This window comes from Spirillospora sp. NPDC047279, assembly GCF_040643285.1.
Lineage (GTDB): Bacteria > Actinomycetota > Actinomycetes > Streptosporangiales > Streptosporangiaceae > Spirillospora.
Map to the genome: position 1 here is coordinate 237790 of NZ_JBEYUA010000015.1, position 14283 is coordinate 252072.

General features: G+C 73.8%; 12 protein-coding genes. 8 read left to right on the forward strand and 4 right to left on the reverse strand.

The window, feature by feature from the left end; all coding sequences use genetic code 11:
- Positions 1-85: 85 nt before the first annotated feature.
- Genes ABZ810_RS34205 through ABZ810_RS34215 form a run of 3 tightly spaced genes read left to right on the forward strand, consistent with a single transcriptional unit; the run spans position 86 to position 3436 of the window.
- On the forward strand, positions 86-2272 hold the full coding sequence (locus ABZ810_RS34205) for an anthranilate synthase component I (RefSeq protein WP_358410322.1): 2187 nt from the start codon (positions 86-88) through the stop codon (positions 2270-2272).
- A gap of 58 nt (positions 2273-2330) precedes the next feature.
- A complete protein-coding gene (locus tag ABZ810_RS34210; protein ID WP_358410323.1) occupies positions 2331-2480 on the forward strand; it encodes a GPGG-motif small membrane protein in 150 nt (49 codons plus the stop codon).
- Positions 2481-2515: 35 nt separating this feature from the next.
- Positions 2516-3436 (forward strand): SDR family oxidoreductase, encoded by a 921-nt coding sequence (locus tag ABZ810_RS34215; protein WP_358410325.1) that lies wholly within the window; start codon positions 2516-2518, stop codon positions 3434-3436.
- An 11-nt stretch (positions 3437-3447) separates the two neighbouring features.
- On the opposite strand, the gene ABZ810_RS34220 is transcribed toward ABZ810_RS34215, so the two are convergent.
- The gene (locus tag ABZ810_RS34220) at positions 3448-4416 is read right to left on the reverse strand and encodes a YafY family protein (protein ID WP_358410327.1); all 969 of its coding nucleotides are present in this window, start codon (positions 4414-4416) and stop codon (positions 3448-3450) included.
- 97 nt (positions 4417-4513) lie between these two features.
- Here ABZ810_RS34220 and ABZ810_RS34225 point away from each other — a divergent pair, with 97 nt between their 5' ends.
- The 4 genes from ABZ810_RS34225 to add all read left to right on the forward strand — a co-directional run bounded on the left by ABZ810_RS34225 (position 4514) and on the right by add (position 9553).
- Positions 4514-5218 (forward strand): GntR family transcriptional regulator, encoded by a 705-nt coding sequence (locus ABZ810_RS34225; protein ID WP_358410329.1) that lies wholly within the window; start codon positions 4514-4516, stop codon positions 5216-5218.
- Positions 5215-6606, forward strand: a complete 1392-nt coding sequence (locus ABZ810_RS34230; protein ID WP_358410331.1) for a hypothetical protein — start codon at positions 5215-5217, stop codon at positions 6604-6606. Before ABZ810_RS34225 ends, ABZ810_RS34230 begins: the two co-directional genes overlap by 4 nt.
- A complete protein-coding gene (locus tag ABZ810_RS34235; protein WP_358410332.1) occupies positions 6603-8432 on the forward strand; it encodes a GMC family oxidoreductase in 1830 nt (609 codons plus the stop codon). Before ABZ810_RS34230 ends, ABZ810_RS34235 begins: the two co-directional genes overlap by 4 nt.
- 68 nt (positions 8433-8500) lie before the next feature.
- On the forward strand, positions 8501-9553 hold the full coding sequence (gene add / locus ABZ810_RS34240) for an adenosine deaminase (RefSeq protein ID WP_358410333.1): 1053 nt from the start codon (positions 8501-8503) through the stop codon (positions 9551-9553).
- Between the two features lie 12 nt (positions 9554-9565).
- On the opposite strand, the gene ABZ810_RS34245 is transcribed toward add, so the two are convergent.
- Positions 9566-10825 (reverse strand): DUF1266 domain-containing protein, encoded by a 1260-nt coding sequence (locus tag ABZ810_RS34245; protein ID WP_358410335.1) that lies wholly within the window; start codon positions 10823-10825, stop codon positions 9566-9568.
- Positions 10826-10843: 18 nt separating this feature from the next.
- A complete protein-coding gene (locus ABZ810_RS34250) occupies positions 10844-12913 on the reverse strand; it encodes a molybdopterin oxidoreductase family protein (RefSeq protein WP_358410336.1) in 2070 nt (689 codons plus the stop codon).
- A 157-nt stretch (positions 12914-13070) separates the two neighbouring features.
- Between ABZ810_RS34250 and thyX the strand changes: the two genes are divergently transcribed.
- Positions 13071-13793 carry an FAD-dependent thymidylate synthase gene (gene thyX, locus ABZ810_RS34255; RefSeq protein ID WP_358410338.1) on the forward strand — a complete coding sequence of 241 codons (723 nt, stop codon included), beginning with the start codon at positions 13071-13073 and terminating at the stop codon, positions 13791-13793.
- 3 nt (positions 13794-13796) lie between these two features.
- On the opposite strand, the gene ABZ810_RS34260 is transcribed toward thyX, so the two are convergent.
- Positions 13797-14198, reverse strand: coding sequence for a VOC family protein (locus tag ABZ810_RS34260; protein ID WP_358410340.1), 402 nt, complete (start codon positions 14196-14198; stop codon positions 13797-13799).
- Positions 14199-14283 lie beyond the last annotated feature (85 nt).

The window sequence follows — 14283 nt, forward strand, 5'->3', positions numbered from 1 at the left end:
GAACTTTCCGGCGACCGCCCTCACCCGGCGGTCGTCTCGCGTTTCGCCGCCGGTGTGCAGGGCCTGACCACGAGGGGCCACCGCGGTGGAGACCGACCGATATCAGCCGCAGACCAGCGAGTTCGTGACCGCCGGGGGCGTACGGGTCAGCCGTACCGCGACACCCGTCGACCCCGAGCGCAAGTCCGACGTGCTCAACGCCCTCGTCGCCTCGGTGGGCGAGCGGCGCGGCGGCGTCCTCAGCTCCGGCATGGAGTATCCGGGCCGGTACAGCCGCTGGCACATGGCCTACCTCGACCCGTGCCTGGAGATCGTGGCGCGGGGGCGCACGATCACCGCGCGGGCCCTCAACGGCCGCGGCGAGGTGGTGCTGCCCGCGCTGGCCGGCGTCCTGCGCGGCGCCGGCGAGGTCACCGCGGACGAGCCCGGCCGGTTCGGGCTGTTCGTGCCGCCCACCGAGGAGTTCTTCACCGAGGAGGAGCGCAGCCGCCAGCCCACGGTCTTCACCGCGATCCGCGCGATCGTCGACCTGTTCCGGTGCGACGACCCGCACCTGGGCCTGTACGGCGCGTTCGGCTACGACCTGTCGTTGCAGTTCGAGCCGCTGCGGCTCAACCTGGAGCGGCCCGCCGACCAGCGCGACCTGGTGCTGCACCTGGCCGACGAGATGGTGGTCGTCGACCGCAAGCTCGAGGTCTCCCACCGCATGTCCTACGACTTCGAGGTCGGCGGGGCGAGCACCGCCGGGCTGGCGCGCGAGACCGAGCCGACGCCCGCGGTGACCGCGGCGGAGCTCCCGCCGCAGCCGGTGCCGGGGGTCTACGCCCAGATGGTGCGGGACGCCAAGGAGAAGTTCATCCGCGGCGACCTGTTCGAGGTCACGCCGGGCCACGCGATGTACGGGCGCTGCGACTCGCCGTCGGCGTTCTTCGAACGGCTCCGCGAGACCAACCCGGCGCCGTACGAGTTCCTGTTCAACCTGGGGGAGGGGGAGTACCTGGTCGGGGCGTCCCCGGAGATGTTCGTCCGGGTCGGCGGCGACCGGGTGGAGACCTGCCCGATCGCCGGGACGATCCGGCGCGGCCAGGACGCGCTGGAGGACGCCGAGCAGATCCGGACCATCCTGACCTCGCTCAAGGACGAGTCCGAGCTGACGATGTGCACCGACGTCGACCGCAACGACAAGTCGCGGATCTGCGTGCCGGGCAGCGTCAAGGTGCTCGGCCGCCGGCAGATCGAGCTGTACTCGCGCCTGATCCACACCGTCGACCACATCGAGGGCAGGCTGCGCCCGGGCTTCGACGCGCTCGACGCGTTCCTCACCCACATGTGGGCGGTGACGGTCACCGGCGCGCCCAAGGCCTGGGCGATGCAGTTCATCGAGGACCACGAGGACTCGCCTCGGCGCTGGTACGGCGGCGCGGTCGGCTTCGTGGGCTTCGACGGCTCGATGAACACCGGCCTCACGCTCCGGACCGCGCAGATCCGCGACGGCGTCGCCACCGTCCGGGCGGGCGCGACGCTGCTCTACGACTCCGACCCCGACGAGGAGGAGCGCGAGACGCACCTCAAGGCCAGCGCGCTGCTCGGCGCGCTCGCCGAGAGCCAGGCCCAGGCCGCCGTGGACGCCGGCGGGGAGCCGGCCGCGGCGGAGGTGGAGGCGGCGGGCGAGGAGGGCGACCGCCCGGGCGACGGCCTGAAGGTGCTGCTGGTCGACCACGAGGACTCGTTCGTCAACACCCTGGCCGACTACTTCCGGCAGAAGGGCGCCGAGGTCGTCACGCTGCGGCACGGCTTCCCGGCCGGGATGCTGGACGAGCACGCGCCGGACCTGGTCGTCCTGTCGCCGGGCCCCGGGCGGCCCGAGGACTTCGCCACCGCGGCGCTGCTCGACGAGCTGGACGCGCGGCGGCTGCCGGTCTTCGGCGTCTGCCTCGGGCTGCAGGCGATGGTCGAGCACGCGGGCGGCGAACTCTCGCTGCTGCCCGAGCCCGCGCACGGCAAGCCGGGCCAGGTGCGGGTGACCGGCGGCGAGGTGCTCGGCGGGCTGCCCGGCGAGTTCACCGCCGCGCGGTACCACTCGCTGCACGCCAGGCCCGAGCAGGTGAAGGGCTTCGAGGTCACGGCGGTGACCGGGGAGGTGGTGATGGCCATCGAGGACGCCGGGCGCAGGCGCTGGGCGGTGCAGTTCCACCCGGAGTCGATCCTCACCGCGGCGGGCCGGTCGGGGCACCGGATCGTGGGTAACGTACTGCGCCTCTGCCGTAATTAGGGGCGGACCGAAAATAGAGGACGGTTTTGCGGGGTTCCCTCGCGGGGACCCCGCCGCCATGCTGACTCTACTCTGGCTCATCGCGGTGATCATGATCATCGCCGGTATCTATGTCATCATCGCCCGGCGCGAGCTGCTGTTCGGGATCGTCCTCATCGTCCTCGGCTTCCTCGTCGGCCCCGGCGGCGTGAGCATCTTCAATCCCTGACGCGGGCTGTCAGGTTTTCCTGTGACGCTCGTTCCATGAGCGAACGAGAGCTGACCGGGAAGATCGCACTGGTCGCGGGGGCCACCCGCGGAGCGGGCCGCGGCATCGCCGTGGAGCTCGGGGCCGCGGGGGCCACCGTGTACGTGACGGGCCGCACCACCCGTACCGGCCGGTCGGAGATGAACCGGCCGGAGACCATCGAGGAGACCGCCGAGCTCGTCTCCGCCGCAGGCGGGACGGGCATCGCGGTCCCGACCGACCATCTGGAGATCGAGCAGGTCGACCGGCTCGTCCGGCGCATCGACGCCGAACAGGGCCGGCTCGACGTCCTCGTCAACGACATCTGGGGCGCCGACCACCTCTTCGAGTTCGGCAGCGCCCTGTGGGACCACTCGCTGGAGAACGGCCTGCGGCTGCTCAAGCTGGCGATCGAGACCCACGTGATCACCAGCCACCGGGCGCTGCCGCTGCTGATCCGCAACCCCGGCGGGCTCGTCGTGGAGGTCACCGACGGCACCGCCGAGACCAACGCCGAGTACCGCAGGGAATCGGGCTACTTCTACGACCTCGCCAAGTGGACCGTCATCAGGATGGGCCTCGGCCAGGCCGCCGAGGTCGAGCCGCACGGCTGCACCGCGGTCTCGGTGACGCCGGGCTGGATCCGGTCCGAGTCGATGCTGGAGAACTTCGGCGTGACCGAGGACGACTGGCTCGAGGGCGCCCGCACGAGCCCGCACTTCGTCATCTCCGAGTCGCCCGCGTTCGTCGGGCGCGCCGTCGCCGCGCTCGCCGCCGACCCGGACCGGCACCGCTGGAACGGCCGGTCGTCGTCAAGCGGGGAGCTGTCCCAGGTGTACGGGTTCACCGACCTCGACGGCAGCCGCCCGGACGCGTGGCGCTACATCGCCGAGGTCGAACGCCAGGGCAAGCCCGCCGACGCCACCGGTTACCGGTAGAGTGCCGCGGCCTACCGGTAGAGCGCGGCGACGCGTTCGGCCGAGTCGCGCAGCCGTACGCGCAGCTCCGCGGGCTCGACCACCTCGACCTCGGGCCCGAGCCACAACATCTGGGCGAACGCGACGTCCGGTGACTCCACCGGCAGGCGCGTGACCACCCAGCCGTCCGCGCCGGGCGGTCCGGCCCGCTCGGCGGCGCGTTCGGCGGCGTACGGCTCGACCGCGTGGCGCAGCCGCCGCATCCCCCGCGGGCTGAGCCGGACCACGATCTCGTCCCGCAACATCGACCGCAGGAACGCGGCGGCCTGGCCGGTCCAGTAACCGGCCAGGTCGAAGTCCTCGTCCCGGTCGAAGGCCCCGCCGGCCTCCGCGACCTCGGTGATCCGGTCCGCCCGGTAGGTGCGGTGGCCGTCGCCGACGGACGCGACGAGATACCAGGAGCCGTTCTTGAGGACGAGCCCGTAGGGGTCGACGCGCCGGGTGAACTCCTGGTCGGGGCGCCTGCGATAGCGGATCTCGATGGCCTCGTCGCCCCAGACCGCCCGCGCGAGCCGTTCCAGCAGCGGCGGCGGTGAGGCGTCGCCGAACCAGCCGGGCGCGTCGAGGTGGAAACGTTGCCCGGCGCGCGCCGACGCGTCCCGGAACGGGGCGGGGAGGGCGGCCAGGACCTTGAGCTGGGCGGCGCCGACGGCGTCGGCCAGCCCCATGTCGCCGGCCGGGCCCGGCAGCCCGGACAGGAAGAGCGCCTCGGCCTCCTCGCGGCTGAGCCCGGTCAGGCGGGTGCGGTAACCGTCGACGAGCCGGTAGCCGCCGTTGCGCCCCTGCTCGGCGTACACCGGGATGCCGGCCGCCGACAGCGCCTCGACGTCGCGGTAGACGGTGCGTTCGGAGACCTCCAGCTCGCGGGCCAGCTCGGCGGCCGTCATGGTGCCCCTGGCCTGCAGGAGCAGGACGAGAGAGATCAGCCGGGCGGCGCGCATGCCCCCATCCTGGCGCACTTGACGCGGTGATGCCCGGTTGACATGCTCGGGTGGCTCAGTGGATGAGCCACTGAGTCACTTGCCTCAGGAGTCGCCCATGACCTCGCCGATCGCCCGCGACACCGTCGTCGACGCGCTGACCGAACGGCTGCGCGACGACGTGCTGAGCGGGCGCTACCCGCCGGGGTCCTACCTGCCGCCGGAGCGCGAGCTGGCCGCGTCGTACGAGGTGACGCGGACCTCGCTCAAGCACGCCATCGTCCGGCTGGCGCAGGTCGGGCTGGTGGAGACCAAGCACGGGGTCGGCACGCGCGTCCGCGACTACGAGCGCCTCGGCGGCCCCGAGCTGCTGCCCCTGCTGGTCCGCACCGTCGGGCCGACCTGGATGGGCGAGATCTTCGAGGTGCGGCGCGAGGTCGGCGCGCAGGTCGCCGCCAAGGCCGCGGCGCACATCACCGCCGAGCAGCGGGACGGGCTCGTCGCGCTCGCCGGCCGGCTGCGCGCCTGCGCCGACGCGGGGGACGCGCAGCTCACCGAGTGCGAGATGCACCGCGTGATCGCGGCGGCGACCGGCAACCGGGTCTACGGCTTCCTGGTCAACGCGCTGCTCAACGCCTACCTGGAGGTCTGCGAGGTGTTCCGGCACGCCTTCGCCGATCCCGCCGCCGCGGCCGACCGCATCGCCCCGCTGGTCGGGGCCCTGTGCGACGGAGATCCGGAACGGGCCCGCGCCGCCGCGAGCGCCTACCTGGCCGAGACCGAGGCGCTCATGCTCAACCCGCTCGGAGGAGACGTGACATGACCGGCAGACGCACCACCTTCGACGAGGTCATGGAGGGCACGGTCCGGCTCGCGGGGGAGGACCGCGACCGGCCGATGCGGCTCGACCTGTCCGCCGACCTGCCCGGCGTGCTGCGGCCGTGGGGCGACGTGGCGGGCACGCTGACCGGCCGCGCCCGGATCGAGGGCCTGGCCGACGACCCGGCGGCCACCGGGAGCCTGCGGGTGGCGCCGATCACGGCCCGCCGCATCCGTTACACCCTCGGCTTCACCGCCGCCGACGGGCGGCGGCTCCACCTCGACGGCTGGAAGTCGACCACGCCGCGCCGTCCCGTTCACTCGATGACCCACCTGCCCGCGACGATCACCGACGAGGACGGCGAGATCGTCGGTGAGGCGCGCCTGAGCTTCCGGCTCCGCCGCGACCTGGTGCGCTTCCTGGCCGGCTTCCGCTTCCCGGGCGCCGGCCGGACCGCCGTCCCGGGCGCCGCGGCAGGCGCGGGCGGGCGCGCGGGGGACGTGTTCGCCTCGCGCTGGCGCGGGCAGCGGGGACGGCTCGAAGTCTGGTACACCACGCTGACCGACCCCGCCACCGGCACCGGTGTCTGGCTCCACCACGAGCTCGTCGCGCCGAGCGACGGGAGCGCGGCGCGCCTGCACGGCTGGGCCGCGGTCTTCCCACCGGGGGAGCGCCCGGCGTTCGGCCGGTTCGGCCCCGGCCCCTGGGACGGCCAGGACGTCGAACGGCTCACCGGGATCGCGGGCGACATCGGCTGGGAGCTCACCGAGAGCGGTGGGGGCCCGGCGCTCTACACGTTCCCGCGCTGGGCCTGGGAACGTGAACTGCTGCCCGCCGCGCAGATCGTGCCGAAGCCGGCCGCGTCGTACGGCGGCACGCTGCGGGTCGGTGACCGGAAGCTGGACCTGCGGGACGCCCCCGGCGGCACGGCCCGGATCTACGGGCACGGGAACGCCGAACGATGGGCGTGGCTGCACGCCGACCTGGGCGGCGGCGACGTCTGCGAGGTCGTCGCCGCCGTGTCCACCCGCCCCGGGCTCAACCGGCTGCCCGCGCTGCCGTTCGTCCGGCTGCGGGTCGGCGGCGCCGAGTGGCCGGGCGGCGACCCGCTGCTGGCCGCCCTGCGGCTGCGCGCCGACATCGCCCTGCCGACGTGGACGGTGCGCGGGCGGGTGGGGGACCGGCGGATCCAGATCCGGGTCACCCAGCGGCCCGGGGAGACCGTGGCCGTCGACTACTCCGACCCCGACGGACGGCCCGCGGTCTGCCGCAACTCCGAGCGGGCCGACGCCCTCATCGTGGTGTCCAGGCGGACGGGCCGGGAGGGGTGGCGGGTCGAACGCGAATGGCGGCTGGAGGGCACCGCGCACTCCGAGGTCGGGTCGCGATGAGCGCGCTGGGCGGCACGGCCGCGGCGCTGCTCGGAGTGGAGGACGCCGGCGAGCTCGCCCGGATCGAGGCGCGCCTGGAGGCGATGGGACGGGCGTTCCCCCGTCCGGCCCGGGTGGGGTTGCGCTCCGGCGCGGAGGTGCTCGACCTGGCCGCGCGCGTGCTCACCGGGCGGCCGCTGGAGGCACTGGACCCCGGGCGGCGGGAGGCGGTCTGCGCGGTCGTGGCCGCCCGCCCGGCGGGCGCGCGGCTGGTCGAGACGCTCAAGATCCCGCTCCTCCTGGCCGCCGGGACCGAACGGCTGGCCTCACCCCACGACGCGCCGCCGGTCTCCTACGAGGGCGCCCGGCCCGACCCGATCCTGGACTGCACGCCGTCGTCGGAATGGCCGTCCTGCACGACCGCCGGCGCGGTGGTGATCGGATCCGGGGCCGGCGGCGCCGTCGCCGCCCGCACCCTGGCCCGCGCCGGGATACCGGTCATCGTGCTGGAGGAGGGGCGGCGCCACGTCGCCGCCGACTTCAGGGAGCGCGCGCCGCTCGACCGGTTCGTGGAGATCTACCGGGACGGCGGCGCGTCCGTCGCCCTCGGCCGGCCGCCGGTGCTGCTGCCGGAGGGCCGCGCGGTCGGCGGCACCACACTGATCAACAGCGGCACGTGCTACCGCACGCCCGGCCGGGTGCTGCGCCGCTGGGAGGACGTCGCCGGCGTCCGGATCGAGGGCTACGCCGCGTACCTGGACCAGGTCGAGGCCATGCTGGGCGTCGCCCGCCAGCCGCTCGACGTGCTGGGCCGCAACGGCCTCCTCGCGCTGGAGGGCGCGCGGCGGCTCGGCTGGGAGGCGGCGCCGCTGCGCCGCAACGCACCCGGCTGCGGCGGCAGCGGCCAGTGCGCCGCCGGATGCCCGCGCAACGCCAAGAACGGCGTGCACCTCAACGCGCTGCCGCAGGCGTGCGTGGCGGGGGCGCGCATCGTGACGCGGGCGAGGGCGGAGCGCGTCATCGTCGAACGCGGCGCGGCCGCCGGCGTCCGGGCGCGCCGCCCCGACGGGTCGGTGCTGGAGATCCTCAGCCCGCTCGTCGTCGTGGCGGCGGGCGCGACGCAGACGCCGCCGCTGCTGCGGCGCTCGGGCCTGGGCGGCCACCCGGCGCTCGGCCGGGGGATGACCGTCCATCCGGCCACCAACCTGGCCGGCCGGTTCGACGAGCCGGTGCGGTCGTGGTCCGGGGTGATGCAGAGCGTCGGCGTGGAGGAGCTGCACGACGACGGCATCCTCATCGAGGCGACGGCGAGCCCGCCGGGGATGAGCTCGTTCGCGCTCCCCGGGGCCGGCCGCGCGCTGCGGCGGGAGCTGGACGGGTCGGACGGGCTGGCGGTGATCGGCGCGATGATCGCCGACGCGCCGTCCGGACGGGTGCACGGGCGGCGGCGCGCCGTCCTGCGCTACGACCTGGCCCGCGCCGACGAGGCGCGGCTGCGGCGCGCGATGGTCGCGATGGGGGAGATCCTCTTCGCGGCCGGGGCACGCGAGGTGCTCACCGGCCTGCCGCACGCGCCGGTCGCGGGCGGCCCGGGGTCCCTGCGGTCCGCCGTCGCGTCCGCGCCCGTCATGGACCTGCGGCTGGCGGGCTTCCACCCCACCGGCACGGCCAGGATGGGGGCCGATCCGGAACGGGCGCCGGTCGACCCGTCCGGGCGGCTGCGCGGGGTCCGCGGGGTCGTCGTGGCGGACGCGTCGGTCGTGCCCGGCTGCCCCGAGGTCAACCCGCAGCTCACCATCATGGCGCTCGCTCTGCACGTCGCCGACCAGGCGATTTCCGCAACCTGACAACTTTGTGGCAGAAACAGGCCCTTTGACTGTCGGGGAGGGTGCCCGGGTTGTTAGCGTCTCGCGCCATGGCGACAACCGAAGACCACCTCACGGGGGCCGGACCGGCCCCGTCCCTGCACTCCTTCATCGACGCGCTCCCCAAGGTGGAACTGCACGTCCACCTGGTCGGCTCGGCGTCGGTGCCGACCGTCCTGGAGCTGGCCCGCCGGCACCCCGGCGGGCCCGTTCCCGCGAACGAGGAAGAGCTCCGGACCTTCTATCGCTTCACCGACTTCCCGCACTTCGCCACCGTCTACGAGTCGGTCTCCAGCCTGGTGCGCACCCCCGAGGACGTCGCCACGCTGGTCCTGGGCACCGCGCGCGACCTCGCCGCGCAGAACGTGCGCTACGTCGAGCTGACCGTCACCCCGTACACCCACCAGCGCATGGGCATGCCCATGCCCGCCATCACCGAGGCGCTCGACCTGGCCGTCCGGCAGGCGCGCGACCGGTACGGCATCCGGGTCGCCTACATCTTCGACATCCCCGGCGAGTTCGGCCCGGAGGGCTGCCGGGCGACCGCCCGCCACGCCCTGGAGCACCCGCCGGAGGCGCTCGTCGGGTTCGGGCTCGGCGGCATCGAGCAGATGCGCGCGGCGATCCGCGACGAGATCCGCGACGCCTTCCGCGCCGCCCGCGGCGCCGGGCTCCGCAGCCTGCCGCACGGCGGCGAGATGAGCGGGCCCGAGACCATCTGGGAGGTCATCGAGGGCCTCGGCGCCGAGCGCGTCGGGCACGGCATCAGCTGCCTGGACGACCCGCGCCTGGTCGCCCACCTGCGCGAGACGCAGATCCCGCTGGAGGTGTGCCCGACGTCCAACGTGTGCACCGGCCAGGTCCCCGACCTCGCCGCGCACCCGCTGCCGCGGCTGATCGAGGCGGGGCTGTTCGTCACCCTCAACAGCGACGACCCGCCGATGTTCGACACCACCCTCAACGGCGAGTACCGGGTGGCCGCCGACGTCTTCGGATTCGGCCGCGCGGAGCTGGCCGGGCTGGCCCGCAACGCCGTCGCCGCCTCGTCCCTGGACGCGGCCGGCAAGCAGGCCATCGTCCAGGAGATCGACGCCCTCGCCTGAGGGCGCCCGGGGTCAGCCCCAGGCGAGCTTGCGCCAGGGGCTGCCCGGGTCTTCGACCAGGATGCGGTGGCCGGTGAGCGAACGCTGGTACCACTCGCCGAACTCGGCGTCGTCGAAGCGCAACATGCGGCCCAGGATGTAGCCCGCGGAGAAGCCCTCCCACGAGTCGTAGACCTGGGTGGCGTAGTGCCCCGCGCGCAGCACGCCGTCCTCGGCGGCCTCCCCGTCGCAGTAACCGGCGTTCAGCCCCCACCGGGCCATGTTGACCGCGCGGCCGAAGTCATAGCCGATCACGCTGTCGACCCGGCCGTCCGCGGGGAGCAGCCCGTCGATCCGGAAACGGTCCTCGTACCGCAGGATCAGCCGCGACAGCGAGACGAGCTCCTCGGTGGTGTCGATCGAGATCTGCTTCTCCTGGCACCACGCGGCGATGGCCGAGTGCCAGGCGAGCGGGTCGGTCATGCCGGGGGCGCGCCGGTCCAGGACGATCTGGATCGCCGGGTCGCAGTTGTCGGCGGCCAGCAGCCGGTCCATCGCCTCGCGCCAGCTCGCGGAGTCGGTGATGCCCCAGTCGCGTTCGAGCAGCGTGCGGTTGTCGGACGGGTCACGGTCGGTGCCGGTCACGGTGTTCCAGGCGACGCCGTTGCCGACCGCCAGGTGCGCGCCGACCGCCAGCGCCGCGGCCAGCCTGCCCCACGTCGCCGCCTCCGGGTCGGCCACCAGGATGTCGTGGTCGCGGTCGGGCCTGCGCTCGGCCTCGGCGAGCACGGCGGCGACCTGCTGGTAGCCGTCGCCGCTCGGCGGCAGCTGCGCCAGCAGGTCGCGCAGCGGCGCCTGGGCGTCGCGCGCGCCGGCGTCCTTCACGATCAGGCGGGCGGCGTGCACCGCCGCACGGTCGGCCCGCTTGTGGTCCTGGAGGGAGCGGAAACCCGTCATCGCGCCCCACGCGCGCCGCGCCGCCTCGCCCGCGCGCCCGGCGCCCGCCAGCACGTGCGCCGCCTGCCCGTCCAGGACCGCGCGCACCTCGGCGTTGCCCCGCAGCCCGCCCGCCGCCTGGTCGGCCCGCGCCAGCACCCGCAGCGCCTCGTCGGTGCGGCCGGCGGCCTGGAGCGCCCGCGCGTGCCGCCCGCGCACCGCGACCGCCGAGGCCCAGTCGCCGCCCGCCTCCATCGTGTCGGCGACCGCGGCGAACGCGGCCGCGGCCTCCTCGGGACGTCCCTGCCGCTCGAACTTCCTGGCGCGGTCGAGCAGCTCCGCGGCCTGGTGTGTCATGAGATCACACGGTACCGGTCATGACAGCGGTTCGACCTCGACTCGGGTGTCGTGGAACACCGGGCCGCCCGCCAGGTCGGTCGCGCGCTCGTCGACGACCGCGTTGGCGTTGGAGCCGCCCATGGACTTGGCCCAGTGCCCCTTGGGCGAGCACACCACCCCGGGCCGCACCCGGTCGGTCACCTCCACCCTCGCCTCGAACGCCCCGCGGTCGTTGCGGACCCGCGCACGCTGCCCGTCCGCCAGCCCGCGCTCCCGGGCGTCGTCGGGGTGCACCTGCACGACCGGGCCGCCCGACCTGCGCCGCAGCACCGGATCGTTGGCGAAGATCGTGTTGAGGAACATGTGGGAGGCCCCCGACACCAGCGCCAGCGGGAACTCGCGCGCCCGCGCGCCGTCGGCGACCTCGGCCGGCGGCACGTAGCCGGGCACCCCGGGATGGCCGCCGCCCGCGGCCCGCGCCGACCGGAACTCCAGGCGGCCCGACGGCGTCGGGAACTCCCGCGCGTACGGCAGGAACGGGTCGGGCACCGAGAAGCGCGCGTACCCCTCCTTGCGCAGCCGGTCGAGCGTGATGCCCTCCAGCCACGGATGGCCCGACCCCAGCAGCTGCTCGGCCAGCCTCTCGTCGGAGTCGTACAGGCTCGGCTCGGTCAGCCCCATCCGCTCCGCCAGCCGCCGGAACGTCTCGGTGCCCGGCAGGCACTCGCCCGCCGGCTCCACCGCGGGCTCGTTCCACGCCAGGTACATGTGCCCGTAACCGGCGTTGAGGTCCGCGTGCTCGTGCTGCATCGTCGCCGGCAGCACGATGTCGGCGTAGTCGGCCGTGTCGGTCGGGAACTGCTCCAGCACCACCGTGAACAGGTCGTCCCGCTCCAGCCCGCGCCGGATCTTGTTCTGGTGCGGCGAGCTGGCCACCGGGTTGGCGGCGATGACGAACAGCGCCTTCACCGCCGGATCGACCTCGAGCAGCCCCTCGCCGAGCTTGCTCTGCGAGAGCGTCCGCACCGGCCCCGGCCGCAGGTCGTCGCGGTAGAGCGCGGGCTTGTCGAGCTTGACGTGCGCGGACGTCGAGTAGCTGACGCCGCCGCCGCGCAGTGCCCAGTCGCCCGTCACCCCGGCGATGCCCGCGATCGTCCGCAGTGTCATCCCGCCGCCGGCGTTGCGCTGCAGCCCCATCGTCGCCCGGATCGCGGTCGGCCTGGTGCGGGCGATCCGCTCGCCCAGCGCCACGATCGCCTCGACCGGCAGCCCGGTGATCCCGGCCGCGCGCTCCGGCGGGTACTCCGCGATGGTCTCCCGGAACTCCTCCCAGCCCAGCGTGTGATCCCTGAGGAACTCCTCGTCCTGCGCCCCGAGCCCGACGATCACGTTCATCAGCCCCAGCGCCAGCGCGCCGTCCGTCCCCGGCATCGGCGCCAGGTGCTCGTCCGCCTGCTTCGCCGTCCGCGTCAGCACCGGATCGATCACCACCAGATGAGCGCCCTCGGCCCGCGCGTCCTGGATGAACTTCCAGACGTGGTGCCCGCTGGTCAGCGGGTTGCTGCCCCACAGGATGACCAGCCTGGCGTGCGCGAGGTCCTCCGGGTCGATGCCCGCCGACGACCCCGTCGCCTGCTTGAGCCCCTCGCTGCCCGCCGCCGAGCAGATGTCGGGGTCATGAGCGGACGCTCCGAGCACGTTGAAGAACCGCCGCCCGGGAAAACCGCTGAGGCCCTGGACGAAGCCCAGCGTGCCCATGCCCCAGTAGGGCCAGATCGCCTCGCCGCCGTCCTCGGCCAGGATGGATCCGAGCCTCCCGGCGATCTCGTCGAGCGCCTCGTCCCAGCTGATCCGCTCGAACCGCCCCTCGCCCTTGGCGCCCACCCGCCGCAGCGGGTACAGGATCCGGTCGGGCGACTCCGCCCGTTCCAGCCACCGGTTGACCTTGGCGCACAGCGCGCCCCGGGTGTACGGGTGATCGGGGTTGCCCCGCAGCTTGACGGCCTTGCCGTCCCGGACGGTCACCACCCAGGAGCACCCGTCCGGGCAGTCCAGCGGGCAGGCCCCCAGGACCTTCAGCTCCCCGCCCGTCGGCTCCGTGCCCATCAGACGCCCTCCCTCACCTGCGGAAGTCCCCAGTCTGCTCGATGGCATCACGAGTGTCATCTTGAGACGGACATTACGCCGCGCGGCGGCCCCGGACTGTCGGCGGTCGGGACTATGGTGTCCCGGGCGGTGAACGTACGACGAGGGGAAGATCGCCATGGATGACTTCGAGATCGAGTTCCGCGGCGACGTGGTGGTCGAGCTGATCAAGTCGGCGGCGTCGGACGCCGACGTGCTGTGGGCCGCGCGCGTCTCCACCAAGGGCGAGAGCTCGCTCGCCGAGATCGAGGCCGACCCCGAGCGCTCCAAGGGCCTGATCAACTACCTGATGCGCGACCGCCACGGCACCCCGTTCGAGCACTCCACCCTGACCTTCTACGTCAAGGCCCCCATCTTCGTGTTCCGCGAGTTCATGCGGCACCGCACGTTCAGCTACAACGAGGAGTCCGGGCGCTACCGCAAGCTCGACCCCGTCTTCTACGTGCCCGGTCCCGACCGCAAGCTCGTGCAGGAGGGCAAGCCCGGCAAGTACGTCTTCGTCGACGGCACCCCGGAGCAGCACAAGCTGGTCACCGAGGCCACCCAGGAGAGCTACCGGCAGGCCTACAAGGCCTACCTGGAGATGCTGGAGGCCGGCGTCGCCCGCGAGGTCGCCCGCACGGTCCTGCCGGTCGGCCTCTACTCCTCGATGTACGCGACCTGCAACGCCCGCGCCCTGATGAACTTCCTCTCCCTGCGCACCAAGCGCGAGGACTCCACGTTCCCCTCGTTCCCGCAGCGCGAGATCGAGATGGTCGCCGAGCAGATGGAGGCGCAGTGGGCGGCCCTCATGCCCCTCACCCACGCCGCCTTCGAGGCCAACGGCCGCGTCTGCCCCTGAGGCCTAGGAAGGCCGCTCCTGGGGCCGCGCGTAGGTGGCGATCTCGATGAGGTTGTGGTCGGGGTCGCGGAGGTAGACGCTGCGGATGGGGCCCGTCGCGCCGGTGCGGTCGACGGGGCCCTCCTCGATGGGGACGCCGTGGGCGGCCAGCTCACCGATCACCTGGTCGAGGGGGTCGGTGGTGATGAGGCAGAGGTCGGCGGTGCCGGGGAGGGCATGCGCGGCCTTGGGCTCGAACTCGTGGCCGGCCCGGTGCAGGTTGATCTTGCTGTGGCCGAAGGTGAGGGCGTGGCGCCCGTCGCCGAAGGAGTCGTGGGCCATGCCGAGCACGCGTGTGTAGAAGCCGATGGTGGCGTCGAGGTCGGTGACGGTCAGGACCAGGTGGTCGAGCCGGTCGATGCGCATGTGATCGACGGTAGCCGGTGATGCGCGTCACACTGGGGTCGCGGGTCTAGGCGTACGTTGTACGTAGGGCCATCGTGATGGAGCA